The sequence below is a fragment of the Streptomyces sp. NBC_01267 genome, from assembly GCF_036241575.1.
GTDB lineage: Bacteria > Actinomycetota > Actinomycetes > Streptomycetales > Streptomycetaceae > Streptomyces.
In genome coordinates this window covers 1,744,991-1,771,029 of the sequence record NZ_CP108455.1, presented here as the reverse complement: position 1 = coordinate 1,771,029, position 26,039 = coordinate 1,744,991, and the positions used below count along the sequence as shown (strand labels likewise).

21 protein-coding genes are annotated in these 26,039 nt (G+C 71.7%); 8 read left to right on the top strand and 13 right to left on the bottom strand.

All coding sequences use genetic code 11. The features are described from left to right. Positions 1-51: 51 nt before the first annotated feature. From OG709_RS08160 to OG709_RS08115, 10 genes are read right to left on the bottom strand one after another with little or no spacing between them, the layout of a single operon-like run. On the bottom strand, positions 52-897 hold the full coding sequence (locus OG709_RS08160; RefSeq protein ID WP_250303752.1) for an HpcH/HpaI aldolase/citrate lyase family protein: 846 nt from the start codon (positions 895-897) through the stop codon (positions 52-54). Continuing rightward, positions 894-2,141 carry a CaiB/BaiF CoA transferase family protein gene (locus tag OG709_RS08155; protein WP_329165418.1) on the bottom strand — a complete coding sequence of 416 codons (1,248 nt, stop codon included), beginning with the start codon at positions 2,139-2,141 and terminating at the stop codon, positions 894-896. Before OG709_RS08155 ends, OG709_RS08160 begins: the two co-directional genes overlap by 4 nt. Continuing rightward, positions 2,138-3,571, bottom strand: coding sequence for an ADP-ribosylglycohydrolase family protein (locus OG709_RS08150; RefSeq protein WP_266643602.1), 1,434 nt, complete (start codon positions 3,569-3,571; stop codon positions 2,138-2,140). The genes OG709_RS08155 and OG709_RS08150 overlap by 4 nt, the downstream gene beginning before the upstream one ends. Next, a complete protein-coding gene (locus OG709_RS08145) occupies positions 3,568-4,725 on the bottom strand; it encodes an ADP-ribosylglycohydrolase family protein (protein WP_266643604.1) in 1,158 nt (385 codons plus the stop codon). Before OG709_RS08145 ends, OG709_RS08150 begins: the two co-directional genes overlap by 4 nt. Then, positions 4,722-5,921, bottom strand: coding sequence for an ADP-ribosylglycohydrolase family protein (locus OG709_RS08140; protein WP_250303873.1), 1,200 nt, complete (start codon positions 5,919-5,921; stop codon positions 4,722-4,724). Before OG709_RS08140 ends, OG709_RS08145 begins: the two co-directional genes overlap by 4 nt. A gap of 8 nt (positions 5,922-5,929) precedes the next feature. After that, positions 5,930-7,069 carry an ADP-ribosylglycohydrolase family protein gene (locus tag OG709_RS08135; RefSeq protein ID WP_374211331.1) on the bottom strand — a complete coding sequence of 380 codons (1,140 nt, stop codon included), beginning with the start codon at positions 7,067-7,069 and terminating at the stop codon, positions 5,930-5,932. Between the two features lie 35 nt (positions 7,070-7,104). Then, positions 7,105-8,448, bottom strand: a complete 1,344-nt coding sequence (locus OG709_RS08130; protein WP_250303756.1) for an ABC transporter substrate-binding protein — start codon at positions 8,446-8,448, stop codon at positions 7,105-7,107. Further along, the gene (locus OG709_RS08125) at positions 8,448-9,302 is read right to left on the bottom strand and encodes a carbohydrate ABC transporter permease (RefSeq protein WP_250303757.1); all 855 of its coding nucleotides are present in this window, start codon (positions 9,300-9,302) and stop codon (positions 8,448-8,450) included. Before OG709_RS08125 ends, OG709_RS08130 begins: the two co-directional genes overlap by 1 nt. Then, the gene (locus OG709_RS08120) at positions 9,299-10,258 is read right to left on the bottom strand and encodes a carbohydrate ABC transporter permease (RefSeq protein WP_250303758.1); all 960 of its coding nucleotides are present in this window, start codon (positions 10,256-10,258) and stop codon (positions 9,299-9,301) included. Before OG709_RS08120 ends, OG709_RS08125 begins: the two co-directional genes overlap by 4 nt. Further along, positions 10,255-11,292: a LacI family DNA-binding transcriptional regulator gene (locus tag OG709_RS08115; protein WP_250303759.1), complete on the bottom strand. Its 1,038-nt coding sequence runs from the start codon at positions 11,290-11,292 to the stop codon at positions 10,255-10,257. Before OG709_RS08115 ends, OG709_RS08120 begins: the two co-directional genes overlap by 4 nt. Positions 11,293-11,592: 300 nt before the next feature. Between OG709_RS08115 and OG709_RS08110 the strand changes: the two genes are divergently transcribed. The 6 genes from OG709_RS08110 (at position 11,593) to OG709_RS08085 (ending at position 20,536) form a co-directional block, all read left to right on the top strand. Beyond that, entirely contained in the window at positions 11,593-12,324 is a 732-nt protein-coding gene (locus OG709_RS08110) for a VIT1/CCC1 transporter family protein (protein ID WP_250303760.1), read from the top strand. Positions 12,325-12,613: 289 nt separating this feature from the next. Beyond that, positions 12,614-17,191 (top strand): glutamate synthase large subunit, encoded by a 4,578-nt coding sequence (gltB, locus tag OG709_RS08105; protein WP_266643608.1) that lies wholly within the window; start codon positions 12,614-12,616, stop codon positions 17,189-17,191. After that, positions 17,184-18,644 carry a glutamate synthase subunit beta gene (locus OG709_RS08100; RefSeq protein ID WP_266643610.1) on the top strand — a complete coding sequence of 487 codons (1,461 nt, stop codon included), beginning with the start codon at positions 17,184-17,186 and terminating at the stop codon, positions 18,642-18,644. The genes gltB and OG709_RS08100 overlap by 8 nt, the downstream gene beginning before the upstream one ends. 182 nt (positions 18,645-18,826) lie before the next feature. After that, on the top strand, positions 18,827-19,546 hold the full coding sequence (locus OG709_RS08095) for a VWA domain-containing protein (RefSeq protein ID WP_250303763.1): 720 nt from the start codon (positions 18,827-18,829) through the stop codon (positions 19,544-19,546). Continuing rightward, complete coding sequence (locus tag OG709_RS08090) at positions 19,543-20,118, top strand: HutD/Ves family protein (RefSeq protein WP_250303764.1); 576 nt, start codon at positions 19,543-19,545, stop codon at positions 20,116-20,118. Before OG709_RS08095 ends, OG709_RS08090 begins: the two co-directional genes overlap by 4 nt. A gap of 40 nt (positions 20,119-20,158) precedes the next feature. Then, on the top strand, positions 20,159-20,536 hold the full coding sequence (locus OG709_RS08085) for a VOC family protein (protein ID WP_266643613.1): 378 nt from the start codon (positions 20,159-20,161) through the stop codon (positions 20,534-20,536). A 19-nt stretch (positions 20,537-20,555) separates the two neighbouring features. On the opposite strand, the gene OG709_RS08080 is transcribed toward OG709_RS08085, so the two are convergent. Further along, positions 20,556-20,927: a VOC family protein gene (locus tag OG709_RS08080; RefSeq protein ID WP_250303766.1), complete on the bottom strand. Its 372-nt coding sequence runs from the start codon at positions 20,925-20,927 to the stop codon at positions 20,556-20,558. 621 nt (positions 20,928-21,548) lie between these two features. Between OG709_RS08080 and OG709_RS08075 the strand changes: the two genes are divergently transcribed. Both OG709_RS08075 and OG709_RS08070 read left to right on the top strand, forming a co-directional pair. Further along, positions 21,549-21,752: a cold-shock protein gene (locus tag OG709_RS08075; protein ID WP_015607926.1), complete on the top strand. Its 204-nt coding sequence runs from the start codon at positions 21,549-21,551 to the stop codon at positions 21,750-21,752. A gap of 95 nt (positions 21,753-21,847) precedes the next feature. Further along, positions 21,848-23,440: a DEAD/DEAH box helicase gene (locus tag OG709_RS08070; RefSeq protein ID WP_266643615.1), complete on the top strand. Its 1,593-nt coding sequence runs from the start codon at positions 21,848-21,850 to the stop codon at positions 23,438-23,440. A gap of 82 nt (positions 23,441-23,522) precedes the next feature. Here OG709_RS08070 and OG709_RS08065 read toward each other — a convergent pair whose 3' ends face one another. Next, the gene (locus OG709_RS08065; RefSeq protein ID WP_329165409.1) at positions 23,523-25,052 is read right to left on the bottom strand and encodes an ankyrin repeat domain-containing protein; all 1,530 of its coding nucleotides are present in this window, start codon (positions 25,050-25,052) and stop codon (positions 23,523-23,525) included. Positions 25,053-25,146: 94 nt separating this feature from the next. Then, on the bottom strand, positions 25,147-26,037 hold the full coding sequence (locus OG709_RS08060; RefSeq protein WP_326695075.1) for a hypothetical protein: 891 nt from the start codon (positions 26,035-26,037) through the stop codon (positions 25,147-25,149). Between the last annotated feature and the right edge of the window lie 2 nt (positions 26,038-26,039).

Here is a 26,039-nt window from a genome sequence, read left to right as displayed (position 1 = left end):
CGAGCCGGGCGGCCCTCTGCGTTCTCCCCGCCGGGGCAGGACCGGCCCGCGTCAGGCGCTCTCCCGCCGGCCCGCCAGCTCCAGCGTGCGCCGCGCGCCCGCCACCACCGCCGCGTCCACGAAGCGCCCGTCCGGGAGCGCCAGCGCACCCTCGTCCGTGACCGCCGCCAGCACGATGTCCTCCGCCGCGCGGATCTCCGCCGGGGTGGGCAGATAGGCCTGCTCGATCACCGGCAGCTGCCGCGGATGGATCGCCGCGCGCCCCAGGAACCCGAGCGCCCGGCCCCGTTCGCAGGACGCGGCCAGCCCGTCCAGATCGCGTACGTCGGTGAACACCGACTGGGCGGGCGGGGCCAGGCCCGCCGCCCGCGCGGCCACCACCGCACGGCTGCGCGGCCAGGCCAGACCCGACTCGTCCCGGATGCCCAGATCCGCCCTGAGGTCCGCCTCGCCCAGGGCCAGGCCGCGCACCGTGGGGGTCGCCGTGGCGATCTCGTAGGCCCGCTCCACTCCCAGCGCCGACTCCAGAATCGGATACAGGGCCAGGCCGGACCGGCCTCCCGCCCCGGCCGCCCAGCGGGCCACCCGGCGTACGTCCGCCGCGCTGTTGGCCTTGGGCAGCCGCAGTCCGGCCAGACCGGGGAGTCCGGCGACGGCGCGGACATCGGCCTCGGCGAGCGGGCCGTCCAGCGCGTTGATCCGGACATGGACCGGGGTGGGCCCGGGGGCCACGTCGGCGAGCAACTCGACGGTGGCGTCCCGTGCGTACGCCTTGCGGTCCGGCGCGACCGCGTCCTCCAGGTCGACCAGCACCACATCGGCGCCGCTGAGCAGCGCCTTAGCCACCACCTCGGGCCGGTCACCCGGTACGTACAGCCAGGTCAGGGGCGTGTTCATCGGACCGCTCCGGACGCGCGCAACCCGGCTATGTCGGAGGCCGCGAGACCGAGCCCGGACAGCACGTCATCGGTGTCGGCGCCGTGCGGCCGGCCCGCCCACCTGATGGCGCCCGGTGTCTCGGAGAGCCGGAAGAGGACGTTCTGCATCCGGATCGTGCCCAGCTCCTCGTCCGGCACCTCGGTGATCGTGCCCAGCGCGCGGTACTGCTCGTCCTCCATCACGTCCCCGATCTCGTAGACCGGCGCGATGGCCGCCTGGGCCTCCTCGAACGCCGCCACCACATCGGCCCTGTCGTGCCGGCCGATCCAGCTGCTGACCGCCTCGTCCAGCTCGTCGGCGTGCCGGGCGCGCTGCGCCCCGGAGGAGAACCACGGCTCGTCGATGAACTCGGGGCGTCCCACCAGCCGCATCACCCGCTCCGCGATCGACTGCGCGGAGGTCGACACGGCGACCCACTTGCCGTCCCGGGTGCGGTAGGTGTTGCGCGGCGCGTTGTTGTTGGAGCGGTTGCCGGTGCGCGGCTGTACGTAGCCGAGCTGGTCGTACCAGAGCGGCTGCGGCCCCAGCACCGCCAGCATCGGCTCGATGATCGCCATGTCGACGACCTGCCCGCGCCCGGTGCGGTCCCGCCCCGACAGGGCCGCCATCACGGCGTACGCGGTGGAGAGCGCGGCGATCGAGTCGGCGAGGCCGAAGGGCGGCAGAGTCGGCGGCCCGTCCGGCTCGCCGGTCATCGCGGCGAAACCGCTCATGGCCTCGGCGAGCGTACCGAAGCCGGGACGCCGGGAGTACGGGCCGAACTGGCCGAAGCCGGTCACCCTGGCCAGTACCAGCCGCGGGTTCGCCGCCGACAGCTCCGCCCAGCCCAGATCCCACTTCTCCAGGGTGCCGGGACGGAAGTTCTCGATGATCACGTCGGACTCGGCCGCCAGTTTGAGCAGCACCTCGCGACCGCCCGGCGACGAGAGATCGAGGGTGATGTTCCGCTTGTTCCTGCCCAGCAGCTTCCACCACAGCCCGGTGCCGTTCTTGCTGGGACCGTGCCCGCGTGAGGGATCGGGTTTGCGGGGGTGTTCGACCTTGATGACGTCGGCGCCGAAGTCGCCGAGCATCGTCGCGGCCAGCGGCCCCGCGAAGAGCGTGGCGAGATCGAGGACGCGCAGCCCCTCCAGGGGAGCGGGCCGAGGAGTGTCGGTGGGCAGGGTGTCGGTCGGCAGGGTGTCGGTCGGGTCGTCGTTCATCCGTCGTTCCTTACTCGCAGCGCGTGTCCCGGGAGTGGGTGCTCCGGTACGTGGCGCAGTGTGCGTTCGGCGAGTTCGTCGAAGCCGATGCCGTCCAGACCGCCGACCGTGGTCGCCAGCCGGTTCTTCAACGGAGCGGTCCAGCGCGCGGGCAGGGCCCGGGGGCCGCCCGCGAGCAGCCCGGCGACACTGCCCGCCGTCGCACCGTTCGAGTCGGTGTCCCAGCCACCGGACACCGCCCGGCAGACGGAGCCGGTGAAGTCCCCGTCGGCATGGGTCAGCGCGGCGGCCAGCAGCGCCGCGTTGGGCAGGACGTGCACCCAGTGGTGGTCGCCGTACGCGGCGTGCAGTTCGTCGACGACCGTCTCGAACCCCTCGGCGGTGCCCAGCGGTTCGGCGGTGGCCCGCTCGATGCCGAAGCGCACCGCGGCGGCGTACCGCGAGCGCGGCGGCACGACCGCGAGACCGGCCCGCAGACAGCTGTGCACGTCGCGGTCCCCGCCGGTGGCCGACGCGATCACCGCGGCGGCGAACATCTCGCCGTACACACCGTTCGCCGTATGGGTGAGCACCGCGTCCCGCCAGGCAGCCGCCGCGGCCCCCGCCGGATCGCCCGGATGCGTCCAGCCGAAGATGTCGGCCCTGATCTGCGCGCCGATCCACTCACGGAACGGATTGCGGTACACCGCCGTGTGCGGCGGCTCGATCCCGGAGAGCAGATTGCGGTACGCGACCCGCTCGGCGGTGAAGGTACGCCCCGCGGGCAGCTCGTCCAGCCACAGCTGTGCCACGTCGGCGGTGCTGAAGCCGGGCCCGTACCGGTCGAGCAACAGCAGCCCGAGCAGCGGGTAGTTGAGGTCGTCGTCCTCGGGCGCGCCGTCGATGTTCTCGGCGAGCGAGGTGGGCCGCGAGCGGCGGTTCCAGGGGTGGGCCGCGGCGGTCTCCGGATCGAGACCCACCTCGGTGAACCAGGTGTCCAGCGGCCAGTTGCCGGTGGAGCGGGCGAGCGCCCTGATCCCGTCGAGCGGCAGTTTCTCGACCGGCTTGCCCAGCACACAGCCCGCCGCGCGGCCCAGCCAGGACGCTTCGAGGCGGGAGCGCAGCTCCTTCCGGTCCGGCGAAGTCACCGGCGGCGCGGGCCAGTCGGAGCACAGTGCCCTGATCGCCTCCAGGTCCGTGGGCTCGTCGGTGGCCGACGGGGCGTCCAAGCAGGCCAGTTCGTCGAGGATCTCCTCGGCGAGCACCCGCAGCGCGGGAGCGGTGGGCCCGGCCGAAGCCCCCGCCCGCTCGGGGGCCGGATGGCCGCCCGCAGCCGTCCAGCGCCGTTCGACCGCCGCGGCGTCCCGCCCGTCCTGAGCGGCCTGGCGCAGCTCGTGGCCCACCAGGTCCTCGGCCTGGACCCAGGTCAGCCGCACGGCACGGCCGGTCATCGGGGCCTCGCGATGGCGTGGAACAGCGCCTCGTGCTCGCGGCGCCGCTCCAGATCGTGGGCGAACACCTCACGGGTGACCGCCGCGAGCACGGCGGCCGGGGCATGCAGATCGAGGCGGCTCGCGGTGGCCACCTCGGTCGCCCACTCGGCGGGCACCGCACTCTCTCCGTACAGCGCACCGACGATCGCGCCGCTCATGGTGGCGATGGAGTCGCAGTCGCGGCCGTAGTTGACGGAACCCAGGACCGTCTCACGGAAGTCTCCGCGGCCCGCGATCAGCATGCCGAGCGCCACCGGGAGCTCCTCGATGGAGTGCAGCCTCGACGGGCGGCGGGCACCCAGCGACGGTTTGCGGTACTCGGGGCCGACCGTGTCGAACGGGGCCACCGCCTCCCTCAGCGGCTTCAGCGCCGACTCGAACCCGTGGTGCCCGGCGGCGACTTCACAGACCGCCTCGATGGCCGAACGGGTGCCGTCCTTGGCCAGCGCGAGAACGTCCTCGACGACCGACTCGGGGTTCGCCCCCGGCTTGCAGGCGGCGGCGACCGCGGCGGCGAAGACCGCGGCGGCCTCCCGGCCGTAACTGGACTGGTGGGCGCCCGCGACGTCCAGCGCCTCGGCGTACGCCTGCGCCGGGCTGCCCGCGTTGACCAGACCGACCGGCGCCATGTACATCGCGGCGCCGCAGTTGACGATGTTGCCGACGCCGGCCTCGCGCGGGTCGATGTGCCCGTAGTGCAGCCGCGCCACGATCCACTTCTCGGCGAGGAAGATGCGCTGCAACGGCAGTGCCTCCGCCTCCAGTTCGGGGATCCAGCGGGGGGTGCCCATCAGATCGGGCACCAGGTGGTCGGCGACCGCGTACGCGTCCAGGTGGCCGCGCACCGTCTCGTAGACCCGGATCAGCGCATGGGTCATCAAGGTGTCGTCGGTGACGTGGCCGTCGCCCTTGTGGTACGGCGCGATGGGGCGGGCGGTCCGCCACTCCTCCTTGTAGAAGGGCTCCACGATGCCCTGGACGCGGCCGCCGTGCCGCTCGCTGATCGCCTCGGGTGTCCAGCCCTCCACCGGGCCGCCGAGGGCGTCCCCGACAGCCGCGCCGATCAGGGCGCCGGTGGTGCGGTCCTCCAGAGAGGGGATGGGCGCGGTCATGAGCGAGTTCCTTCCGGGGTGGTGTGCAGGGGAGAGGCCAGCCGGGCGGCGACCTCGACGAGGTCCGTGCCGGCGAGCTGGGGCAGGGCGCAGCCGACGAGGGTGCGGCAGCTGTCCCGCCAGGTGTCGGGCAGGGCTTCGGCGCCGCCGATGGCACCGGTGAGAGCGCCCGCCAGCGCGGGCGCGGAGTCGGCGACCCGGGACAGACACGCGGCGCTGGGCACCGCCTCGGCGAGCGCGCCGCCCGCCGCGAGGGTCATCGCCAGCGCGACGGGAACCGTCTCGGCCGCGGCGATCCCGTAGCTGTAGACGTGGTCGACGATCTCGTGCTCCAGGACGGGGACCAGCGCGAACGCGACTCCCGGCCGGCCCGGCCCGGCAGCAGCCGTCGCGGCACGGGCCAGGGCCACCGCGTGCAGTGCGTTGCGCCGGATCTCGCTGCCCTCGGGCAGCTGGGCCAGCGCCTCGTCCACGCAGGTCTGCACGGACGCCCCGCCCAGCGCGGCAGCCACCGCGGCGGCCATCGCGCGGGCGCCGTGCACCCCGTCGCCGTCCTGGGTGTAGCGGGCGTCGAACTCGGCGAGATCGGCGGCGGCGGCCGGATCGCCCGGGTGCACCACGGCGAGGACGGCGGCCCGCACACAGGCGGCGTCGTCGAAGTGGTGCGGGTTGTCGTGGCCGGTGGCCGGGGGCCGCAGCCCCGCGGCCAGATTGCCCAGCCCGGCCCGTACGGAGATCCGGGCCCGCAACGGCATCAGCGCCGACTCGATCTCGTCCGCCCGCGCGGACGCGGCGGCCACCTCGTCGGCGAGCGCGCTCCAGGCCAGCGCCAGCGCGGACCGCACCCGCTGCTGGGCGGGGAGGTCACTGCGCCCGGACGCCGCGGCGGACAGGATCGCCTGCGCGGTGAACGTCGCCCACTCCGCGTCGTCGGAGGGCCCCAACTGCAGGGGAGCGGGCGGCTGGTTGAGCGCGATGGGCACCGGCAGGGTGGTGGTCGCGTTCTGCTCGGCGAAGGTGTCCAGCTCCCGGGTGAGCCGGCGCGTCCAGTTGGGCAGCAGCGCGGCGCGGTGCCGCCCGGCAGGCCAGCCCGCCGCGTCACCCGCGGCGATGCCGAGGAGGAGACCTTCCACCCGGCGGAGCGGAGGGCGCGCGGCGGGGCCGGGGCCGGAGGGTTCGGTGGCGGGCGGGGTCAGCTGGGTGGTCACGAGGCGGCCTGCCTGTCGTCGTACTGGATGCCGTGCTGCTTGTCGTGCGGTGTGCCGTCCCGGGGGACGAGGCGGTCGGCGACATCGAGGATGTGGCGCCCGGCCATGGCGGGCAGACAACTGCCGAGTACCGGGCCGATCGCGTCCGCCCAGTGCGCCGGGATACCGGCCGCCCCGCCGAGCGCCCCCGCGAGCGCCCCCGCCACGGCCGCCGTCGTGTCGGCGTCGCGGCCCATGTTGACGGCCGTGAGCACGGACCCCCGGAAGTCACCGCGGGCCGCGATGAACGCACCGAAGGCGAGCCCCACCGCCTCGGGCGCCAGATCGGTCCACGGGTACCCGCCGATCACCACGGCGGAGCGCACCGCGCGCTCGACGGGCAGCGGGTTGCCGTCGGGAGCGGGCACCGCGCGGCGGGCCGCGCTCACCGCCCGGTGCAGCGAGCGCGCGGTCCAGGAGTCCTCGGGAACCACCGAGAGCGCGGCCTGCACCACCGCGTCCGGGCTGTCGCTCACCATCGCGGCGGCCACCCCCGCGGCGACGGCCTGCCCGCCGTAGATCCCCTCGCCGTCGTGGCTGACCGTGCCGTCCACCGCGACCAGCCTGGCGGCCTCGGCGGGCCGCCCCGTCGCGTACACCCCGAAGGGCGCGGCCCGCATCGCCAGCCCGTCGCTCCACGCGTGCCGGTGCTGCGCCGAGATGGGCGCGGCCAGCCCGCGCCGCAGGTTCTCCAGGGTGCCGCGCTCACTGAACCCGGCGCCCCGGAACGGCCCTTCGTCGCGGTCCGCGATCCACAGGTGCCACGCCGCCTCGACATGCGCGACGGTGAGCGCCGAGCCGTGCTCGGCGAGCAGCAGCCCCGAGAAGATCGCGTACTCGGTGTCGTCGGTACCGGCCGGTTCGTCCAGGACGAACCCTTCGATACGGCCCCAGCGCTCCCGGATCTGGGAGGGCTTCATGTTCTCCGCCGGGGCGCCCAGGGCGTCGCCCACGGCGAGACCCAGGAGCGCGCCGCGCGCACGGTCGCGCAACGAACGCGGGACGTCGGCCCGTTCGGCCCGGAGCCGGGTCACGGGTGGTTCGCCTGCTGCGGGGGAGGGATCGGGGCTGCCGCTCATGCTGCTGATCGTGCTCATTTCTGGGGTTGTACGAGGGGCGGGCGCGGGAGGCGTCAGCGTTGGTACCGGTCGAGGACCCGCTGGCCGTCACCGGCGAGCTTCGAGCGCAGCGAGCCGAGACCGATCGAGCCGTTGTAGTACTCCTGGAAGGCCGGAGTGGCGATCTTGTCCTTCCACTCGGCGTAGCCCCGGACCCCGAGTACGGGGGAGGGGACCAGCTCGCCGAAGAGCTGACTGCCCGTGCGCCAGCCGTTCTCGGGGGTGTTCAGCGCCGGATCCTTCAGCGCCGTGCGGCTGTTGGGCAGCAGCCAGTCACCGAGGGCGAGCCGGGCGGCGTTCTTGCCCTGGGTCAGGAAGGAGATGAAGTCGACGGCGGCCTGCTTGTGCCGGGAGTCCTGCGAGACCGAGAGGGTCTGCGGGACGACACCCTGCGTCCGTCCCTCGGGCCCGCTGCCCGCCGGCAGTGGCAGTACGGTCCAGCCGAAGCCCTTCGGCGCCTGCTGCTCGATCTGCTGCCGGTAGGAGAAGTTCACCGGCACCATGGCGTACTTGCCGGCGAAGAAACCGGGCAGCGTATCGGCGCCGCCCATGCCCAGGCTGCTCTTCGGCGCGGTGTGGTCCTGGTTGATCTGGCGGTTGATGATCTGGGCGACGGCCGAGTCGGCGGCGTCGAAGCTCACCTTGTTCTTGCCGTCCACCCGCTCGAAGATCTTCCCGCCGGTGGAGACCGAGCCGTTGACCGACTGGGTCACCGGCTCCTTCATCGACCAGGCGACGCCGTACTGCTTCGTCCTGCCGTCGGCCCCCTGGACCGTGAGCCTCTTCGAGACCTGCTGGAACTCCGACCAGCTCCACGGGTGGGCGGCGGTCGGGATCCGTACGCCGGACGCCTTGAGGAGCTTCGTGTTGGCGACCAGGACACGGGGCTCCTGGAGGAACGGCACCCCGTAGACGCCGCCGTCGAAGGTGGTGGTCCCCCACGACTGCTGGGGGATGTCCTCCTTCAGCGACTTCGGCAGCATCGTCCGCAGATCGGCGAGGTAGCCGCCGTACGCGAAGTCGGTGAGGTCGGAGGCGTCGTCATGGATGATGTCCGGCGCCTGACCGCCCTCGAAGGAGGTCAGCAGCTGGTCGTGGATGCCGTCCCAACTGCCCTGCACGTACTTCACCCGGACGTCGGGGTGCTGCTTGTTCCACTCGTCGACGAGCGCCTTGTTGGCGGCGACGGAGTCCTTCTGCCAGGCCAGGCTGAGGAATTGGAGCGTGATGCGGCCCGAGGAGCTGTCACTGCTCCCGCTGCCGCAGCCCGCGACGAAGGTGAGAGCGGCAGCGGCGGCCAGCGCCGTGACCGCGGTACGGACCCGGTTGCGGCCCCGGCTGCGAGTAGGGGTACGCATCAGCCCTTCACCGCCCCTGCGAGCATGCCGCCGACCAGCCGGCGCTGGAGCAGCGCGAAGAACAGCAGGCTGGGGATGGTGGCGATGACGGAGGCCGCGGCGAGCGGTCCCAGGTCCGCGACGCCCTCGGCGCCGAGGAAACGGGTGAGGATCACGGACATCGTCTGGTTCTCCGGGGACTTGAGCAGCACGAGGGCGAAGAAGAACTCGTTCCACGCGGTGACGAAGGTGAACATCGCCGTCGCGACCAGACCCGGCGTCAGCAGCGGGAACACCACGCTGACCAGGGTCCGCAGCCGGCTCGCGCCGTCGACGGACGCGGCCTCCTCCAGGGTGATGGGCACGGCCTTGACGTACCCCTGGAGCATCCAGAGCGAGAACGGCAGGTTCCAGACCACGTACACCGCGATCAGCCCGGCCAGCGAGTTGATCAGGTGCAGGTTCTTCAGCACCAGGAACAGCGGGATGATGATCAGTACGAACGGGAACATCTGGCTGACCAGCACCCAGCCGTTGGCGACCTTGGTCATCCGGCTGCGGAAGCGGACCAGTGCGTACGCCGCGGGCACCGCGAGCGCCACCGAGATGACCGTGGCACTGCCCGCCACGATCAGGCTGTTGAGCGCGGAGTGCAGCAGTGGCTGCGCGTCGAAGGCCGCCCTGAAGTTGTCCAGGGTCGGGTGCCGGGGCAGCCAGGTGGGGTCGATCGCGCCCAGTTCCCGGGGGGACTTGAACGCGGTGGACACCAGCCACAGCAGCGGGAAGGCCAGGAAGACCAGGTAGCACAGGAGCGCGAGGTACTGGCCGGTGCGACCGGCCGTCCGCCGGGCGCGGAGCCGCGTGGGGACACTCATGCCGTCTCCTCCTTCAGCTTCTTGCGCAGGAACAGGGTGAGGAAGACAGCGATGAGGGCGACCATCACCAGGCCCATGGCGGCGGCGTAGCCGAACTGGCCGTACTTGAAGGCCTCTTCGTAGGAGAAGAGCATCGGCAGCCGGGTCTTCCCGCCGGGTCCGCCCTGCGTCAGCACGTAGACCAGGCCGAACGAGTTGAAGTTCCAGATGAAGTTCAGCGCGGTCACGGCGATCACCACCGGCTTGATCGCCGGCCAGGTGACCGTGGTGAAGCGGCGCCACATCCCGGCGCCGTCGAGGTTCGCGGCCTCCTTCAGCTCGACCGGCACGTTCTGCAGTCCGGCCAGCAGCACCACGGTGGTCTGCGGCATCCCCGCCCACACGCCGACCACGATCACGGCCGGGAGCGCGACCGAGAGACTGGTCAGCCAGTCGACGTTCTCGCTGATCAGGTGCAGCTGCATCAGGGTCTTGTTGAGGATGCCCGCGTCCGGGTGGTAGACGAGCCGCCACATGATGCCGACGACCACCTCGGGCATCGCCCACGGCACCAGCGCGAGGGTCCGGGCCAGCCAGCGGAAGCGCAGGTTCTCGTTGAGCAGCAGGGCCAGGCCCAGCGCCAGCACGAACTGCAGCGCGGTGACGCTGACGGCCCAGATGATCCCGATCCGGAACGACTCCCAGAACAGCGAGTCGTGCAGCAGATCGGTGAAGTTGGCCAGGCCGGTGAACTGCGTCGACGTGGTGCGCCCGGCCTGCGAGTCGGTGAAGGCGAGCGAGAAGCCGTACAGCAGGGGGCCCACGCTCAGCACCAGGATCGGGATCAGGGCGGGCGCCAGCAGGAACCATGCCCCCCGGTCCAGACCGAGCGCGCGTTTGCGCTGCTCGGGTGTGCGGGGCGGTGGGGTGCCGCGGTGCTCCGGGGCCTCGTTGCCCCGGGCTGCGGTGAGACTCATGCGGACCTCGGGTTCTCCAGGTCTGTCGCCGGCGCGGTGGACGCGCGTACGACAAGGCGGGGTTGGGCGGTGCTGTGCTGGGGGGAATCGGGTGCCGAGCCCTGGCCGAGCCGGGCGAGCAGCAGCTCGGCGGCGCGCCTGCCGCGCTCGACGGAACCCAGGTCGACGCTGGTCAGCGGCGGCCAGGCGGCCTGGGCGAGGGTGCTGTCGTCCATCCCGGCGACGGCGATGTCGTCGGGGATGCGCAGGCCGTGGGCGTGCAGCGTCCGGACGGCGCCGACCGCCAGCTGGTCGTTGGCGCAGAACAGCGCGTCGGGGGAGGCGGCCAGCACCTGCTCGGCGGCGTCGGCGCCCGCCTCGGTGTCGAAGTCGGTGCTGACCACGAGCGACTCGTCGTAGGGCAGGCCGAGAGCGGCGAGGGCCGCCCGGTAGCCGGTCGCCCGGTTGCGTCCAGGAACGGTGTCGAGCGGGCCGTTGACGAAGGCGATCCTGCGCCGCCCCGTCTCGTACAGATGCCGTACGGCGAGGCCGACCCCCTGTACCGAGTCCGCGCGCACGCTGTCGACGGGGCCGTGTCCGGGCAGCGAGCCGATGATCACCACCGGGGCCGCGGCGGCGTTCAGGGCCTGGGTGTAGGCGTCGGTGATCCGGATCGGGCAGAGGATGAGGCCGTCGCTGGTGCGGTCGCCGAGGCTGTGGATCGCGGCGAGCTCGTCCTCGACGACCGCGTCCGTGGAGTGCAGCAGCAGCCGGTAACCGGCCGCCCTGGTGACGGCCTGGATCCCGCGGACCATCGCGACGTACACCGGGTTGCCGATGTCCTCCATCGCGAAGGTGACCTGCCGGGTCCTGCCGCCCTTGAGGGACCGGGCCACCGCGTTCGGTACGTAGCCGAGCTCCGCCACGGCGCTTTCGACCCTGCGCACGGTGTCGGGACGGGCACCCACCCCGTTGAGCACCCGGGAGACGGACGCGATGGAAACCCCCGCGTGCTCGGCGATCGACACGATGGTCGGCGGCCCGTTCTGCGTCATTCCTGTCCCCTGAGCATCTGTGGAGTGAATCGCTGTAAAGGTTTTCAGTAACTGGAAACGTTTACAGATATTGGTGATGCCCACCCCGGACGTCAATGAGCCAGTGGTGTGATCCATGTCTCGACGGCACTCCCCGAAGATCACGTCGGGCCTGGTCCGAGGTCTCGTCGCCCCTGGTAAGTACGGCCTTCCTTGCTGGCGGGAGTCATTTTTCGTGCGTACTTTCGACCCTGTTCGCGGGAACGACCGTGTTCGCGGGAACGACGAGGTGCCGTGACGGCAGAAAGAGGGTGGGGGCCGGTGTCCATCATGGAGAACGAGGCCGCGCTGCACGAGGCGCACCGCGACAACCACACGCACCGGGACGTCAACGGCGGCTGGCTGCGCCCCGCCGTCTTCGGAGCGATGGACGGGCTGGTCTCCAACCTCGCCCTGATGACCGGCGTCGCGGGCGGCGACGTCTCGCACCGCACCCTCGTGATCACCGGGCTCGCTGGGCTCGCCGCCGGGGCGTTCTCGATGGCCGCGGGCGAGTACACCTCGGTCGCCTCGCAGCGCGAACTCGTGGAGGCCGAACTCGACGTCGAGCGACGGGAGTTGCGCAAGCACCCGCTGGACGAGATGAAGGAACTGGCCGCGCTGTACGTATCGCGCGGCGTGGAGCCCGAGCTGGCGGCGGCGGTCGCCGAGCAGCTCTCCCGGGACCCCGAGCAGGCTCTGGAGATCCACGCCAGGGAAGAGCTGGGCATCGACCCCGACGACCTCCCCTCGCCGCTCGTCGCCGCGCTCTCCTCGTTCGGCGCCTTCGCGCTGGGCGCGCTGCTGCCCCTGCTGCCGTACCTGCTCGGCGCCACCACCCTGTGGCCCGCGCTGCTGCTCGCACTGGTCGGGCTCTTCGGCTGCGGTGCGGTGGTCGCGAGGGTCACCGCGCGCTCCTGGTGGTACAGCGGGCTCCGCCAGCTGACACTGGGAGGAGCGGCTGCCGGTATCACGTACGCACTGGGCGCACTGTTCGGCACCGCCGTAGGGTGAGGCGGTATGTGCAGTTCGGCACAACCAGTCGACTGCCTGCGGTTTTGAGCGAAGAGCCACCGGGCATAAGGCGAAGACGCTGCGGGCAACGTCGCCTGCTCCGCTCCGGGCACACGGACACCGATACGGCCGTACAGCCCCGCCTTCACCGCCTGTCCGGTGTCCGCATGTTGGAATGAAACATCCGCTTTTCGAGAAGCGTCCCATCATGTAACCTGCTCGAAATTTCGCAGAGGGCCAACGTCGTCCCTGTGCCATTGCATATGCCACGACGACGACGGGAGAGCCGATGCGCACCCACGCCTGGTCGCCCATGGACGGTCGCCCCGCCCAGCAGGGGCTGTACGACCCCCGCAACGAACACGACGCCTGTGGTGTCGGGTTCGTGGCCACTCTTACCGGTGTGGCCGGTCACGAACTGGTCGAGCAGGCGCTGACCGTACTGCGCAACCTCGAACACCGCGGCGCCACCGGCTCCGAGCCGGACTCCGGCGACGGCGCGGGAATCCTGCTCCAGGTACCGGACGCCTTCCTCCGCGAAGCCACCGGATTCGACCTCCCTGAGGCGGGCGCGTACGCCGTCGGCATCGCGTTCCTGCCGCTCGACGACAGCCCCGCAGCCGTCTCACGGATCGAGACGCTGGCCGCCGAAGAGGGCCTCACCGTCCTCGGCTGGCGCGAGGTCCCCGTCACCCCGGACCTCCTCGGCAGCGGCGCCCGCGCCACCATGCCGGAGTTCCGCCAGCTCTTCGTCGCCGACGCCCCGGACGGCGACGGCGCCCCCGCGACGGGCATCGCCCTCGACCGCAAGGCCTTCGTGCTGCGCAAGCGCGCCGAGCGCGAGGGCGGCGTCTACTTCCCCTCGCTCTCCGCCCGCACGATCGTCTACAAGGGCATGCTCACGACGGGGCAGCTGGAGCCGTTCTTCCCGGACCTCTCCGACCGCCGCTTCGCCACCACCGTCGCCCTGGTGCACTCGCGCTTCTCGACGAACACCTTCCCCAGCTGGCCGCTGGCCCACCCGTACCGCTTCGTCGCGCACAACGGCGAGATCAACACGGTCAAGGGCAACCGCAACTGGATGAAGGCCCGCGAGTCCCAGCTCGCGTCCGACCTCTTCGGACCGCAGAAGCTGGACCGGATCTTCCCCCTCTGCACCCCGGACGCCTCCGACTCCGCCTCCTTCGACGAGGTCCTCGAACTGCTCCACCTCGGTGGCCGCTCGCTGCCGCACTCGGTGCTGATGATGGTCCCCGAGGCGTGGGAGAACCACGACTCCATGGACCCGGCCCGCCGCGCGTTCTACCAGTACCACGCCACACTGATGGAGCCCTGGGACGGCCCGGCCTGCGTCACCTTCACCGACGGCACCCAGGTCGGCGCGGTCCTCGACCGCAACGGTCTGCGCCCCGGCCGCTACTGGGTCACCGACGACGGCCTCGTCGTGCTCTCCTCCGAGGTCGGCGTCCTCGACATCGACCCCGCGAAGGTCGTCCGCAAGGGCCGCCTCCAGCCCGGCAAGATGTTCCTCGTCGACACCGCGGAACACCGCATCATCGAGGACGACGAGATCAAGGCGGGCCTCGCCGCCGAGCAGCCGTACGCGGAATGGCTGGAGACCGGCGAGATCGAGCTGGAGGACCTCCCCGAGCGCGAGCACATCGTGCACACCCACGCCTCGGTCACCCGCCGCCAGCAGACCTTCGGCTACACCGAGGAAGAGCTGCGCGTCATCCTCGCCCCGATGGCCCGCACCTCCGGCGAACCCCTCGGCTCCATGGGCACCGACTCGCCGATCGCCGCGCTCTCCGCGCGCCCCCGGCTCCTCTTCGACTACTTCACCCAGCTCTTCGCCCAGGTCACCAACCCCCCGCTGGACGCCATCCGCGAGGAGCTCGTCACCTCGCTGCGCTCCACGCTCGGCCCGGCAGGCAACATCCTGGAGCCCAACGCCGCGTCCTGCCGCAGCGTGACACTGCCCTTCCCGGTGATCGACAACGACGAGCTGGCCAAGCTCATACACATCAACGCCGACGGCGACATGCCCGGCATGAAGGCCGCCACGCTCTCCGGCCTCTACCGGGTCGGCGGGGGCGGCGAATCCCTCGCCGCCCGGCTGAAGGAGATCTGCGACGAGACGGACGCCGCCATCGAGGCCGGCGCCCGGCTGATCGTCCTCTCCGACCGGCACTCCGACGCCGAGCACGCCCCGATCCCCTCGCTGCTGCTCACCTCCGCCGTCCACCACCACCTCATCCGTACCAAGCAGCGCACCCAGGTGGGCCTGCTGGTCGAGGCCGGTGACGTACGCGAGGTCCACCACGTCGCGCTGCTGATCGGATACGGCGCCGCCGCCGTCAACCCGTACCTCGCGATGGAGTCCGTCGAGGACCTCGTCCGCGCGGGCACCTTCATCGAGGGCCTGGAGCCCGAGCAGGCCATCCGCAACCTGATCTACGCGCTCGGCAAGGGCGTACTGAAGGTCATGTCCAAGATGGGCATCTCGACCGTCGCCTCGTACCGCGGCGCGCAGGTCTTCGAGGCCGTCGGCCTGGACCAGAGCTTCGTCGACACGTACTTCAACGGCACCGCCACCAAGATCGGCGGCGCCGGGATCGACATCGTCGCCACCGAGGTCGCCGCCCGGCACGCCAAGGCGTACCCGGCGTCCGGCATCTCCGCCTCGCACCGCAAGCTGGAGATCGGCGGCGAGTACCAGTGGCGCCGTGAGGGCGAGCCGCACCTGTTCGACCCGGAGACGGTCTTCCGCCTCCAGCACGCCGCGCGCTCCGGCCGCTACGACATCTTCAAGAAGTACACGGACCGGGTGAACGAACAGTCCGAGCGGCTGATGACCCTCCGCGGCCTCTTCGGCTTCAAGTCGGACCGGACGCCGATCTCCGTCGACGAGGTCGAGCCGGCCGCCGAGATCGTCAAGCGCTTCTCCACCGGCGCCATGTCGTACGGCTCCATCTCCAAGGAGGCGCACGAGACCCTCGCCATCGCCATGAACCAGCTGGGTGCCAAGTCCAACACCGGTGAGGGTGGCGAGGACGCCGACCGGCTCTACGACCCGGCCCGCCGCTCCTCCATCAAGCAGGTCGCCTCCGGCCGCTTCGGTGTGACCAGCGAATACCTGGTCAACGCGGACGACATCCAGATCAAGATGGCCCAGGGCGCCAAGCCCGGTGAGGGCGGCCAGCTGCCCGGCCACAAGGTCTACCCGTGGGTCGCGAAGACACGTCACTCGACGCCGGGCGTGGGCCTCATCTCCCCGCCGCCGCACCACGACATCTACTCGATCGAGGACCTGGCCCAGCTGATCCACGACCTCAAGAACGCCAACCCGGCGGCCCGCATCCACGTGAAGCTGGTCTCCGAGGTCGGCGTCGGCACGGTCGCCGCGGGTGTCTCCAAGGCACACGCGGACGTCGTCCTCATCTCGGGACACGACGGCGGAACGGGCGCCTCCCCGCTCACCTCGCTCAAGCACGCGGGCGGCCCCTGGGAGCTCGGCCTCGCCGAGACCCAGCAGACCCTGCTGCTCAACGGGTTGCGCGACCGCATCGTCGTGCAGACCGACGGCCAGCTGAAGACCGGCCGCGACGTGATCATCGCCGCGCTGCTCGGCGCCGAGGAGTTCGGCTTCGCGACCGCGCCGCTCGTCGTGTCCGGCTGCGTCATGATGCGGGTCTGCCACCTCGACACCTGCCCGGTCGGCATCGCCACCCAGAACCCGGTGCTGCGCGAGCGCTTCTCCGGCAAGGCCGAGTACATCGTCAACTTCTTCCGGTTCATCGCCGAAGAGGTCCGCGAGATCCTCGCCGAGCTGGGCTTCCGCACGGTCGAGGAGGCCGTCGGCCACGCCGAACTGCTCGACACCGAGCGGGCCGTGAACCACTGGAAGGCGCAGGGGCTCGACCTCAAGCCGCTCTTCCATGTACCGGATCTGCCCGAGGACGCGGCACGCCACCGGACCGCGGCGCAGGACCACGGCCTGGCGAAGGCGCTCGACAACCAGCTGATCAAGCTGGCCGCCGACGCGCTGGCCGCCGACTCCGCCGAGTCGGCCCAGCCGGTCCGCGCGCAGGTCGCCATCCGTAACATCAACCGCACCGTCGGCACCATGCTCGGCCACGAGGTGACCAAGAAGTTCGGCGGTGCGGGCCTGCCCGACGACACCATCGACATCACCTTCACCGGCTCCGCGGGCCAGTCCTTCGGCGCCTTCGTCCCGCGCGGGGTCACGCTCCGGCTGGAGGGCGACGCCAACGACTACGTGGGCAAGGGCCTCTCCGGCGGCCGGATCGTCGTCCGTCCGGACCGCGGCGCCGACCACCTCGCCGAGTACTCCACCATCGCGGGCAACACCATCGCCTACGGCGCGACCGGCGGCGAGCTCTTCCTGCGCGGACGCACCGGTGAGCGGTTCTGCGTCCGCAACTCCGGCGCGACCGTCGTCTCGGAAGGCGTGGGCGACCACGGCTGCGAGTACATGACCGGCGGCCGTGCCGTGGTCATCGGCGAGACCGGACGCAACTTCGCGGCAGGCATGTCGGGCGGTGTCGCGTACGTCATCGACCTGGACCGCGACAACGTCAACATCGGCAACGCCGGGGCCGTCGAGGCCGTGGACGACACCGACAAGCAGTGGCTGCACGACGTCGTGCGCCGCCACCAGGAGGAGACCGGGTCCACCGTGGCCGGGAAGCTCCTCGACGAGTGGCACACCGCCGCGGACCGCTTCAGCAAGATCATCCCGACCACCTACAAGGCAGTGCTCGCCGCCAAGGACGCCGCTGAGCTGGCAGGTCTCACCGAGAACGAGACCACCGAGAAGATGATGGAGGCGGCGACCAATGGCTGACCCCAAGGGCTTTCTGACCACGGGACGTGAGGTCGCACGGACCCGCCCCGTCGACGAGCGGGTGAAGGACTGGAACGAGGTCTACGTTCCGGGATCCCTGCTGCCGATCATCAGCAAGCAGGCCGGCCGCTGCATGGACTGCGGGATCCCGTTCTGCCACAACGGCTGTCCGCTGGGGAACCTCATCCCCGAGTGGAACGACTACGCCTACCGCGAGGACTGGTCGGCGGCGAGCGAGCGGCTGCACGCCACCAACAACTTCCCGGAGTTCACCGGCCGCCTCTGCCCGGCGCCCTGCGAGTCGGCCTGTGTGCTCGCCATCAACCAGCCGGCCGTCACCATCAAGAACGTCGAAGTCTCGATCATCGACAAGGCCTGGGACAGCGGCGACGTCACCCCGCAGCCGCCCGAGCGCCTCTCCGGCAAGACGGTCGCCGTCATCGGTTCGGGCCCGGCGGGCCTCGCCGCCGCCCAGCAGCTGACCCGCGCCGGTCACACGGTCGCCGTCTACGAGCGCGCGGACCGCATCGGAGGACTCCTCCGGTACGGCATCCCCGCGTTCAAGATGGAGAAGTCGCACATCAACCGCCGTATCGAGCAGATGCGCGCGGAAGGCACCAAGTTCCGCACCGAGACGGAGATCGGCCGCGACATCGACGCGGCGAAGCTCCGCCGCAGGTACGACGCGGTGGTCATCGCCGCCGGCGCCACCGTCTCCCGCGATCTGCCCGTACCGGGCCGCGAGCTGAACGGCATCCACTTCGCCATGGAGTACCTGCCGCTCGCCAACAAGGTGCAGGAGGGCGACCTCACGGTGGCCCCGATCACCGCCGAGGGCAAGCACGTCGTGGTCATCGGCGGCGGCGACACCGGCGCGGACTGCGTCGGCACGGCCCACCGGCAGGGCGCCGCCTCGGTGACCCAGCTGGAGATCATGCCCCGGCCCGGCGACGAGCGGAACGCCGCCCAGCCCTGGCCGACCTTCCCGATGCTCTACAAGGTCACCTCCGCGCACGAGGAGGGCGGCGAGCGGATCTACGCCGTGTCGACCACCCACTTCGAGGGCGATGAGGAAGGCAACGTCCAGTACCTGCACCTCGTCGAGGTGGAGTTCAAGGACGGCAAGCTGGAGCAGCAGCCGGGCACCGAGCGCCGCATCCCCGCCCAGCTGGTCACCCTGGCCATGGGCTTCACCGGAACCGACCAGGCCAACGGTCTGGTGCAGCAGTTCGGCCTGGAACTCGACACCCGCGGCAACATCGCCAGGGACGCCGACTTCGCGACCAATGTCCCCGGCGTGTACGTTGCTGGGGACGCGGGCCGCGGCCAGTCGCTGATCGTCTGGGCGATCGCCGAGGGCCGCTCGGCGGCGCGTGGTGTGGACCGTTTCCTCACCGGCGCCAGCGAGCTGCACGCCCCGATCAAGCCGACGGACCGCGCACTGGTCGTCTGACGGCCCACCGATACGTCCCGCACAATGGTGTGCGGGCCGGGAACATCCGGGGGACACCTCCGGACCCCCGGCACCCGGCGCCTGCCTTGTCCCCGACCGGACACTGGGTGGGCGCCGTGGCGCGTCCCGGGCCGTGTCGTAATCTCGGCTGCTCCGGCCCACCTGAGCGAGCGGAGCGTCGTATGGCCATCAGCCTCCAGAAGATGCAGGAGACGGCGCCCGCGCTGGTCAGCCTGTACAAGACCGCGGGGATATCCCTGCGCAAGAACGGGCTCCAGGGGGAGCGCGCCGCGGTCTACCTGGTGCTCGACTACTCGGGCTCGATGAAGCGGTACTACGACGACGGCAGCGTCCAGGCCCTCGCCGACCGGGTGCTCGGCCTCTCCGCCCACCTCGACGACGACGGGAGCGTCCCCGTCGTCTTCTTCTCCACCGAGGTCGACGCGGTGGAGGAGATCGGACTCGGCGACCACGCGGGCCGCGTCGCGGAGATCGCCGCAGGGCTGGGCCACATGGGCGTGACCAGCTACGACGCCGCGATGGACGCGGTCATCGACCACTACCTCGACAGCGGCCCGACGGCGCCCGCGCTCGTCGTCTTCCAGACCGACGGCGGTCCGGCCGTCAAGAGCCTGGCCGAACGGTACGTCTGCAAGGCGGCGAAGCTCCCGCTGTTCTGGCAGTTCGTCGGCTTCGGCAACCCGAAGAGCAAGCAGTTCGACTTCCTCCGCAAGCTCGACGAACTCTCGGTGCCCGAGCGCCGGCCCGTCGACAACGCCGGTTTCTTCCACGCGGGCAAGGACCCCCGGAAGGTCTCCGACGAGGAGCTGTACGACCGGCTGACAGCGGAGTTCCCGCTCTGGCTGCGGGCCGCGCGGGCGAACGGGACGGTGCGGGCATGACGGTACGGATCCTGCGGGCGGCCGACCGGACGGCGGCCCCCTGGAAGAACGGCGGCGGAGTGACCCGTGAGATCGCCGCCCGGCCCGAGGGCGCGGGGACGGACACCTTCGCCTGGCGGGTGAGCCTCGCGGAGGTCGGCGCCGACGGGCCGTTCTCCGTGTTCCCCGAAGTCGCCAGGACCCTGACGGTGGCCGAGGGCGCCGGGATGGAACTCACGGTGGGCGGTGAGCGGCGCCGGGTCGCCGAGCGGTTCGCGCCGCAGGACTTCGCCGGTGACACGGAGACGTACGGCAGGCTGCTGGACGGCCCCGTCGTGAACTTCAACGTGATGTACCGCAGGGCACTCACCGAGGCGCTCACCTCGGTCGTACGGGGCAGGACCGCCGTCGGCGTCCCGCCGGGTGCGACCGTACTGATCGTGGCGCTGGACGGCGCAGCGGTCCTGGAGGACGCCGGGGTCGCCCTGGGGCCGGGGGACGCCGCGCTGGTCACCGGGGACGCCCCGGGCGTACTGCGGGCCGACGGGCACACCGCGCTCGTCACCCTGCGGGACCGGGTCCCGGACGCCTGAATTCCCTTGCGCCGCAGGCGTGTTGCGGCATGATGCGATCATGACTTCGTTTGTACGCCATGTGACGGTCGACTGCGCCGACGCCTACCGGCTCGGCAGTTTCTGGGCCAAGGTGCTCGACATCCCGTTGACCGACGAGGACAAGCCCGGTGACCCCGAGGCGCTCATCCAGGCCCCCGGCTTCGGCCTGTTGTTCATCCAGGTCCCGGAGCCCAAGGCGGTGAAGAACCGGCTGCATCTGGACCTTCAGCCGACGGACCGCACCCGCGAGGAAGAGGTCGAGCGGCTGCTGGAGCTGGGGGCCACCCTCATCGAGGACCACCGGCGGCCGGACGGCCGGGGGTGGGCGACGCTCGCCGACATCGAGGGCAACGAGTTCTGCGTCGAGCGCAGCACGGGCGAGCGGTCCGCCGGCTGAGCCCGCCCGTGGTCCCGGCTCAGTGCCGGACCAGGCAGAAGGGGTGTCCGGCGGGGTCCGCGTAGATCCGCCAGTCCGCTGCGCTGTCGTCGAGCAGATGGGCACCCGCGTCGAGCACCTCGACCTCGGCGCGGTCCAGGTCGGGGACGCCGAAGTCCAGATGGAACTGCTGGGGCCGGGTCGGGTCGGGCCAGGCCGGCGGGTGGTAGTTCTCCGCGCGCTGGAAGCAGAGGACCAGCCCGGCCGTGGTGTGCAGCGTCGACCAGTCCGCGCTGAGCGCCCAGCGGGGGTCGGGCCGGTTGACGCTGCCGCCGAGTACCGACTCGTAGAACGCGGCCAGGCCGGCGGGGTCGGGGCAGTCCAGCACTATGCACTGCAGTTCGGCGATCATGCCGGGAATCCTAGGCTGCGGAGGCTCCCGCCCGGCACGCGGAGTGGGGTGCCGGGCACCCCACCGGCCGGACGCGTCCCGAGGGCCGTGCCCGCCGCCCCGTGCGGCCGGAGGGAATGGCCGAAAAAGAGCGAGGATCCTTCGCACGGATGAACGTCAACAGAACGGCGATTGTGTCGTCACCCGTAGGGGAACCGGCCCGCGCGGCGGACGGGCCGGAGTTTCGGCCGGTGCCGCACGCGGGCGAATACTTTTTTCCGGTACCCCCTGGGTGGGCCGCACCGATACGCACGGCTGCCGGAAGAGCCGGGACTTCGAGGCCAACTGCGCTTCCGGAAGGACCGAGTTGAGCTTCGGCCGAGGTGGGAGCACGGACCCGGGCCGGTCGGCGCCCCGGGTCGGAGATCGTTTGACTCCGCCCCGCGTCCACACATCCGGGCGGCAGACGTGCTAGGCTAGCGTTGTTGCAGTTTTGGTACCCATGAACTTTATGTGCGCCTGACGGGAATGCTCCGACAGGCGCATTATTGTTTTCCGGCTTTCTCCGGATGGGGTTCAATGCGGCGACGCGGAATTCGTAAAGTGCGAATTTCCGGCACTGCACCTGTTGAGGAGAATGTTATGGCCACCGGTACCGTGAAGTGGTTCAACTCGGAAAAGGGCTTCGGCTTCATCGAGCAGGACGGCGGCGGCGCCGACGTCTTCGCCCACTACTCCAACATTGCCACCCAGGGCTTCCGTGAGCTCCAGGAGGGCCAGAAGGTCTCCTTCGACGTCACGCAGGGCCAGAAGGGCCCGCAGGCGGAGAACATCGTCCCGGCCTAATTGTCGGACGCGTACCTCGCTGACCGGGGCCCGCACCTCCATGGTGCGGGTCCCGGTTTGTGCTGTCCTACACCTGGCAGGAAGGCTAGAACTGCATGACCCGCTCCGCTGAACGCCCGGCACGCCCCGCACGCAACAGTCCGCCGAGGGGCCGAGGCAAGGCCCCCGCAAAGTCTCCGGCCCGCAAGGCAGCTCCCAGGCCTGCCGAATTCACGCTGCCGGACACCATCACCCCCGCGCTGCCCGCCGTCGAGGCCTTCGCCGAGCTGGACATGCCCGCCGCACTCCTGAAGACCCTCGCGGCCCAGGGCGTGACCGACCCCTTCCCGATCCAGGCAGCGACCCTGCCGAACTCCCTCGCGGGCCGCGACCTCCTCGGCCGCGGACGCACGGGATCCGGCAAGACCCTCGCCTTCGGACTCGCGCTGCTCGCCCGGGTCGCGGGCCGCCGCGCCGAGCCGAAGGCACCGCTCGTCCTCGTCCTGGTCCCCACCCGTGAACTGGCGCAGCAGGTCACCGACGCCCTGACCCCGTACGCCACCGCGGTGAACCTGCGGCTCGCCACGGTCGTCGGCGGCATGTCCATCGCCAAGCAGTCCGGCACCCTGCGCCGCGGCGCCGAGGTGCTCGTGGCCACCCCCGGGCGGCTCAAGGACCTCATCGAGCGCGGCGACTGCCGCCTCGACCAGGTCGGCATCACGGTGCTCGACGAGGCCGACCAGATGGCCGACATGGGCTTCATGCCGCAGGTCACCGCGCTGCTGAAGCAGGTCGAGCCGGGCGGCCAGCGGATGCTGTTCTCCGCGACCCTGGACAAGAACATCGACCGCCTGGTCAAGATGTTCCTCACCGACCCCGTCGTGCACTCCGTCGACCCGTCCGCGGGCGCGGTCACCACGATGGACCACCACGTGCTGTACGTCGCCGACGAGACCGACAAGAAGGCCGTCACCACGCGCATCGCCGCCCGCGACGGCCGGGTGATCCTCTTCCTGGACACCAAGCGGTCCGTGGACCGGCTCGTGAAGCGGCTGCTCGCCAGCGGTGTACGGGCGGGCGGACTGCACGGCGGCCGTTCCCAGCCGCAGCGCAACCGCACCCTCGACCAGTTCAAGAACGGGCAGGTCACCGCGCTCGTCGCGACGAACGTCGCAGCGCGCGGCATCCACATCGACGACCTCGACCTGGTCGTGAACGTCGACCCGCCCACCGACCACAAGGACTATGTCCACCGCGGCGGGCGCACCGCCCGCGCCGGTGAGTCCGGCAGCGTCGTCACACTTGTACTCCCGGAGCAGAAGCGGGAGATGACCCGGCTGATGTCGGACGCGGGCATCACCCCGCAGACCGCCCGGGTCAAGTCCAGCGACGAGGAACTCACCCGGATCACCGGGGCGCAGGAGCCCTCCGGGGTGGCCGTCGTCGTCGACGTGCCGCAGCAGGCCACCGCCCCGCAGCGGCGCTCCCGGCCCAGCAGGCCCGCGGCGGGTGCCGCCGGGTCGTCCGGCCAGGCGCGCGGCAGCCGCGGACGCCGTGGCGGTCAGGGCCGCGCAGGCCAGGCCCAGGCCGGCGGCCAGGGCCGTGGCGCACAGAGCCAGGGCGGTCAGGGCCGCGGCGGAGCAGGCCGTGGCGCACAGGGCCGCGGCAGCAGCCAGGGCGGACAGGGCGGTCGCAGGGCCGCCGCCTGATCTCGTCCGGGGCGGAGGCGGGGTGCACACTCACCCTGCCTCCGCTTTCGTGTGTCCGCCCTCCGGGAACGAGGCGGCGCGGTCAGCGGCAGCGGGGCAGCGTCCGCTCCAACCGGCTCCGCACCGCCGGATCGGCCACATCGCCGACCGCCTCCAGCGCCGTGCCGTGCGCGTAACCGTCCGGGTCCTCGTCCGCCAGGATCCGGATCAGCGTGTCCGTGGCGCGCGGATCCCCGCGCATCACCAGACCGCGGGCCGCCTCGGCCGCCGTGTCCGGATCGGCATCGTCCAGCCGGGCCGCCAGCGCCTCCCGCAGCCGCGGGGTGTCCGCGTCCACCGTCGCCAGACCCAGCGTGGCCCAGTCCCGCACCCGGGGATGCGAGTCCTCACTCAGTACGATCAGCGCGTCCACCGCGGCACTGTCCGCCGCCTCGACCAGACCGTGCAGCGCGAGCGCCACCCGCAGCCGTACCTCCGGGTCCGGGTGCCCGGCGTGACGCAGGATCGCGGGGAGCGCGGCCCGGTCATCGTGGTGGCCCAGCGCCTGCACCACCGACGCGATCAGCACGTCGCCCCCGGCCGAATCCGCTGCCTGCGCCGTACGGTCGGCCAGATCCAGCAGCAACGGCAGACTGCGCGCGACGAACGGCCTGTTCTGCGTGGCGAAGCCCAACTGCCCCAGCACATCCGCCGCGAACGCCCGCTGCAGCGGATCCGCGCTCGCCGCCCGGGCCACCGCCGCCTGGAAGGTCTCCTCGTCCCCCCGCAGCTGCAGCGCGTGCATCGCCTCGGCCCAGTCGTCGTCCGCCGGATCCCCGCAGCGCAGCGCCCGGTCGGCCAACTCCTCGAACGGCGCCCGGATCCCCAGCTCCGCCTCCAGCAGCGTGGCGATCGCCGCATGGCCGCTCTGCTGCTCGGCGCCCGCCCAGGGCGCACCCGCACCGACCAGCTCGACCAGGACCGTCACCCCGCCCTCCTCGACGACCCGGCGCGCGACCGAACCGAACGCGCCCCCGTAACTCTCCTCCAGCTGCCGACGTGCCTCCTGCTCGGTGTCCAGCGCGAGCCACCGCCGCGCCTCGTCGAGAGCGGCCCGCTGCGACCCGGCGTCCGCACCGTGCCGCAGCAGCACCCGTACGGTCTCCGCCGACCCGCGCGTCACCGCCGCCACCAACGGCAGCACCCCGCCGGGACCCGGCGCACCAGGATCGGCGCCGGCTTCGAGCAGCGCCTCCGCCGTCCTCGCGTACCCCGCCCGGACCGCCCACGACAGCGCCGTGAAGTCGAACTCCTCCCGCCGGTCCGGCTCCGCGCCCGCCGCGAGCAGCGCCCGCACGACCTCGGTGTGACCACCGCTGGCGGCCCCGCACAGCGGCAGATCCACACCGTCACGGCCGCTCGCCCCGTCAGGATCGGCGCCCGCCGCGAGCAGCAGCCGTACGATGCCGGGCTCGTTGCTGACCGACGCCCGGTAGAGCGCCGTCTCCCCGCTCTCCCCGTCGGTCGTACCGGCCGGGACCCCCGAGCGCAGCAGCCGCACCACGGCGTCGTCGTCCCCGCCGTGCACCGCCTCGAACAGTTCCTCGCACCCGGTCGCCCGCTCCTGCGTCATGACGCGACCCTCCCCCCTGCGCGCGCCGTCCCGCAAGGCGGTTTCGCCCACCGGAACCCACGGGAACTCACCGGAACCCACTGGAACCGGAGCGCTACGTGTCACATTCCAGCACCGTGCGGCAGAGCCCGCAGCGCGCCCGCACCCGCCCCCGCACGGGCACCCGGATGCGCTGACAGCAGGTGGGGCAGGGGAAGCTGACGCGCAGTCCGTCCGCACCCTGCTCGAAGGCGTACGGCGCACCGGGGGAGCTGTGCCCGCCGTGCTTCAGCGCAGCCGCGCGGTTCCTGGCGTAGGCCCGGCGGCCCGACCGGCCCGCCGCGGTCAGCGGCGGCTGCCGCCCGTCCTGCCCGGCCAGGGCCGACCCCTTGGTGTAAGCCACATACGCCTGCGGGCTGGTGAACCAGATCGCCGGGTCCTCGTCGAAGACCAGCGCCCGCTTGGCCAGCACGTACCCGAACTCCTCCGGAGTGAGATACCCGAGCTTCTGGCTGGACACCCCGTCCTCGCGGAACGCGTCCAGCAACAGCCAGCCCGCACCCAGATACGTCGTCACGGTGTCGGTGAGGATCTCGTTGTCCCGGGTACCGGGGAAGGCCAGGTCCAGCCGGTGCAGCAGCACATGCGCGACCTCGTGCGCGAGGGCCGCGCCGATGTCCTCGCGGTGCGTGCGGAAACGGTCGTTGAGCTCGATGAAGTACTCCGGCCCCGCGGCCAGTTCGACCCCGGCCGCATGCTGCATCTCACGGAAACTGACGATCAGGCGGGCATCCGGCAGCCGGAAGTGCTGGACCAGCGCACGGGCCACCCGCTGCGCGCCCGGATACAGGTCGTCCAGATCGGAGAAGGCCACATCGACCGGCGCGACACTCGGCGCGTAACCGCGGATGCCGTCGTACGAGAGGCGTTTGTGGAGCGCCGTGATGGCCGCCCGGACCGTGTCCAGGTGCGGAAAACCGTGCACGACCTCGCTGCCGCCCGTCACGG

Excerpts from the sequence above, each read along its gene's own strand:
- OG709_RS08160 (WP_250303752.1), bottom strand. The coding sequence starts at position 897 with ATGAACACGCCCCTGACCTGGCTGTACGTACCGGGTGACCGGCCCGAG.
- OG709_RS08155 (WP_329165418.1), bottom strand. The coding sequence starts at position 2,141 with ATGAACGACGACCCGACCGACACCCTGCCGACCGACACCCTGCCCACC.
- OG709_RS08150 (WP_266643602.1), bottom strand. The coding sequence starts at position 3,571 with ATGACCGGCCGTGCCGTGCGGCTGACCTGGGTCCAGGCCGAGGACCTG.
- OG709_RS08145 (WP_266643604.1), bottom strand. The coding sequence starts at position 4,725 with ATGACCGCGCCCATCCCCTCTCTGGAGGACCGCACCACCGGCGCCCTG.
- OG709_RS08135 (WP_374211331.1), bottom strand. The coding sequence starts at position 7,069 with ATGAGCACGATCAGCAGCATGAGCGGCAGCCCCGATCCCTCCCCCGCA.
- OG709_RS08130 (WP_250303756.1), bottom strand. The coding sequence starts at position 8,448 with ATGCGTACCCCTACTCGCAGCCGGGGCCGCAACCGGGTCCGTACCGCG.
- OG709_RS08125 (WP_250303757.1), bottom strand. The coding sequence starts at position 9,302 with ATGAGTGTCCCCACGCGGCTCCGCGCCCGGCGGACGGCCGGTCGCACC.
- OG709_RS08120 (WP_250303758.1), bottom strand. The coding sequence starts at position 10,258 with ATGAGTCTCACCGCAGCCCGGGGCAACGAGGCCCCGGAGCACCGCGGC.
- OG709_RS08115 (WP_250303759.1), bottom strand. The coding sequence starts at position 11,292 with ATGACGCAGAACGGGCCGCCGACCATCGTGTCGATCGCCGAGCACGCG.
- gltB (WP_266643608.1), top strand. The coding sequence starts at position 12,614 with ATGCGCACCCACGCCTGGTCGCCCATGGACGGTCGCCCCGCCCAGCAG.
- OG709_RS08100 (WP_266643610.1), top strand. The coding sequence starts at position 17,184 with ATGGCTGACCCCAAGGGCTTTCTGACCACGGGACGTGAGGTCGCACGG.
- OG709_RS08095 (WP_250303763.1), top strand. The coding sequence starts at position 18,827 with ATGGCCATCAGCCTCCAGAAGATGCAGGAGACGGCGCCCGCGCTGGTC.
- OG709_RS08090 (WP_250303764.1), top strand. The coding sequence starts at position 19,543 with ATGACGGTACGGATCCTGCGGGCGGCCGACCGGACGGCGGCCCCCTGG.
- OG709_RS08085 (WP_266643613.1), top strand. The coding sequence starts at position 20,159 with ATGACTTCGTTTGTACGCCATGTGACGGTCGACTGCGCCGACGCCTAC.
- OG709_RS08080 (WP_250303766.1), bottom strand. The coding sequence starts at position 20,927 with ATGATCGCCGAACTGCAGTGCATAGTGCTGGACTGCCCCGACCCCGCC.
- OG709_RS08075 (WP_015607926.1), top strand. The coding sequence starts at position 21,549 with ATGGCCACCGGTACCGTGAAGTGGTTCAACTCGGAAAAGGGCTTCGGC.
- OG709_RS08070 (WP_266643615.1), top strand. The coding sequence starts at position 21,848 with ATGACCCGCTCCGCTGAACGCCCGGCACGCCCCGCACGCAACAGTCCG.
- OG709_RS08065 (WP_329165409.1), bottom strand. The coding sequence starts at position 25,052 with ATGACGCAGGAGCGGGCGACCGGGTGCGAGGAACTGTTCGAGGCGGTG.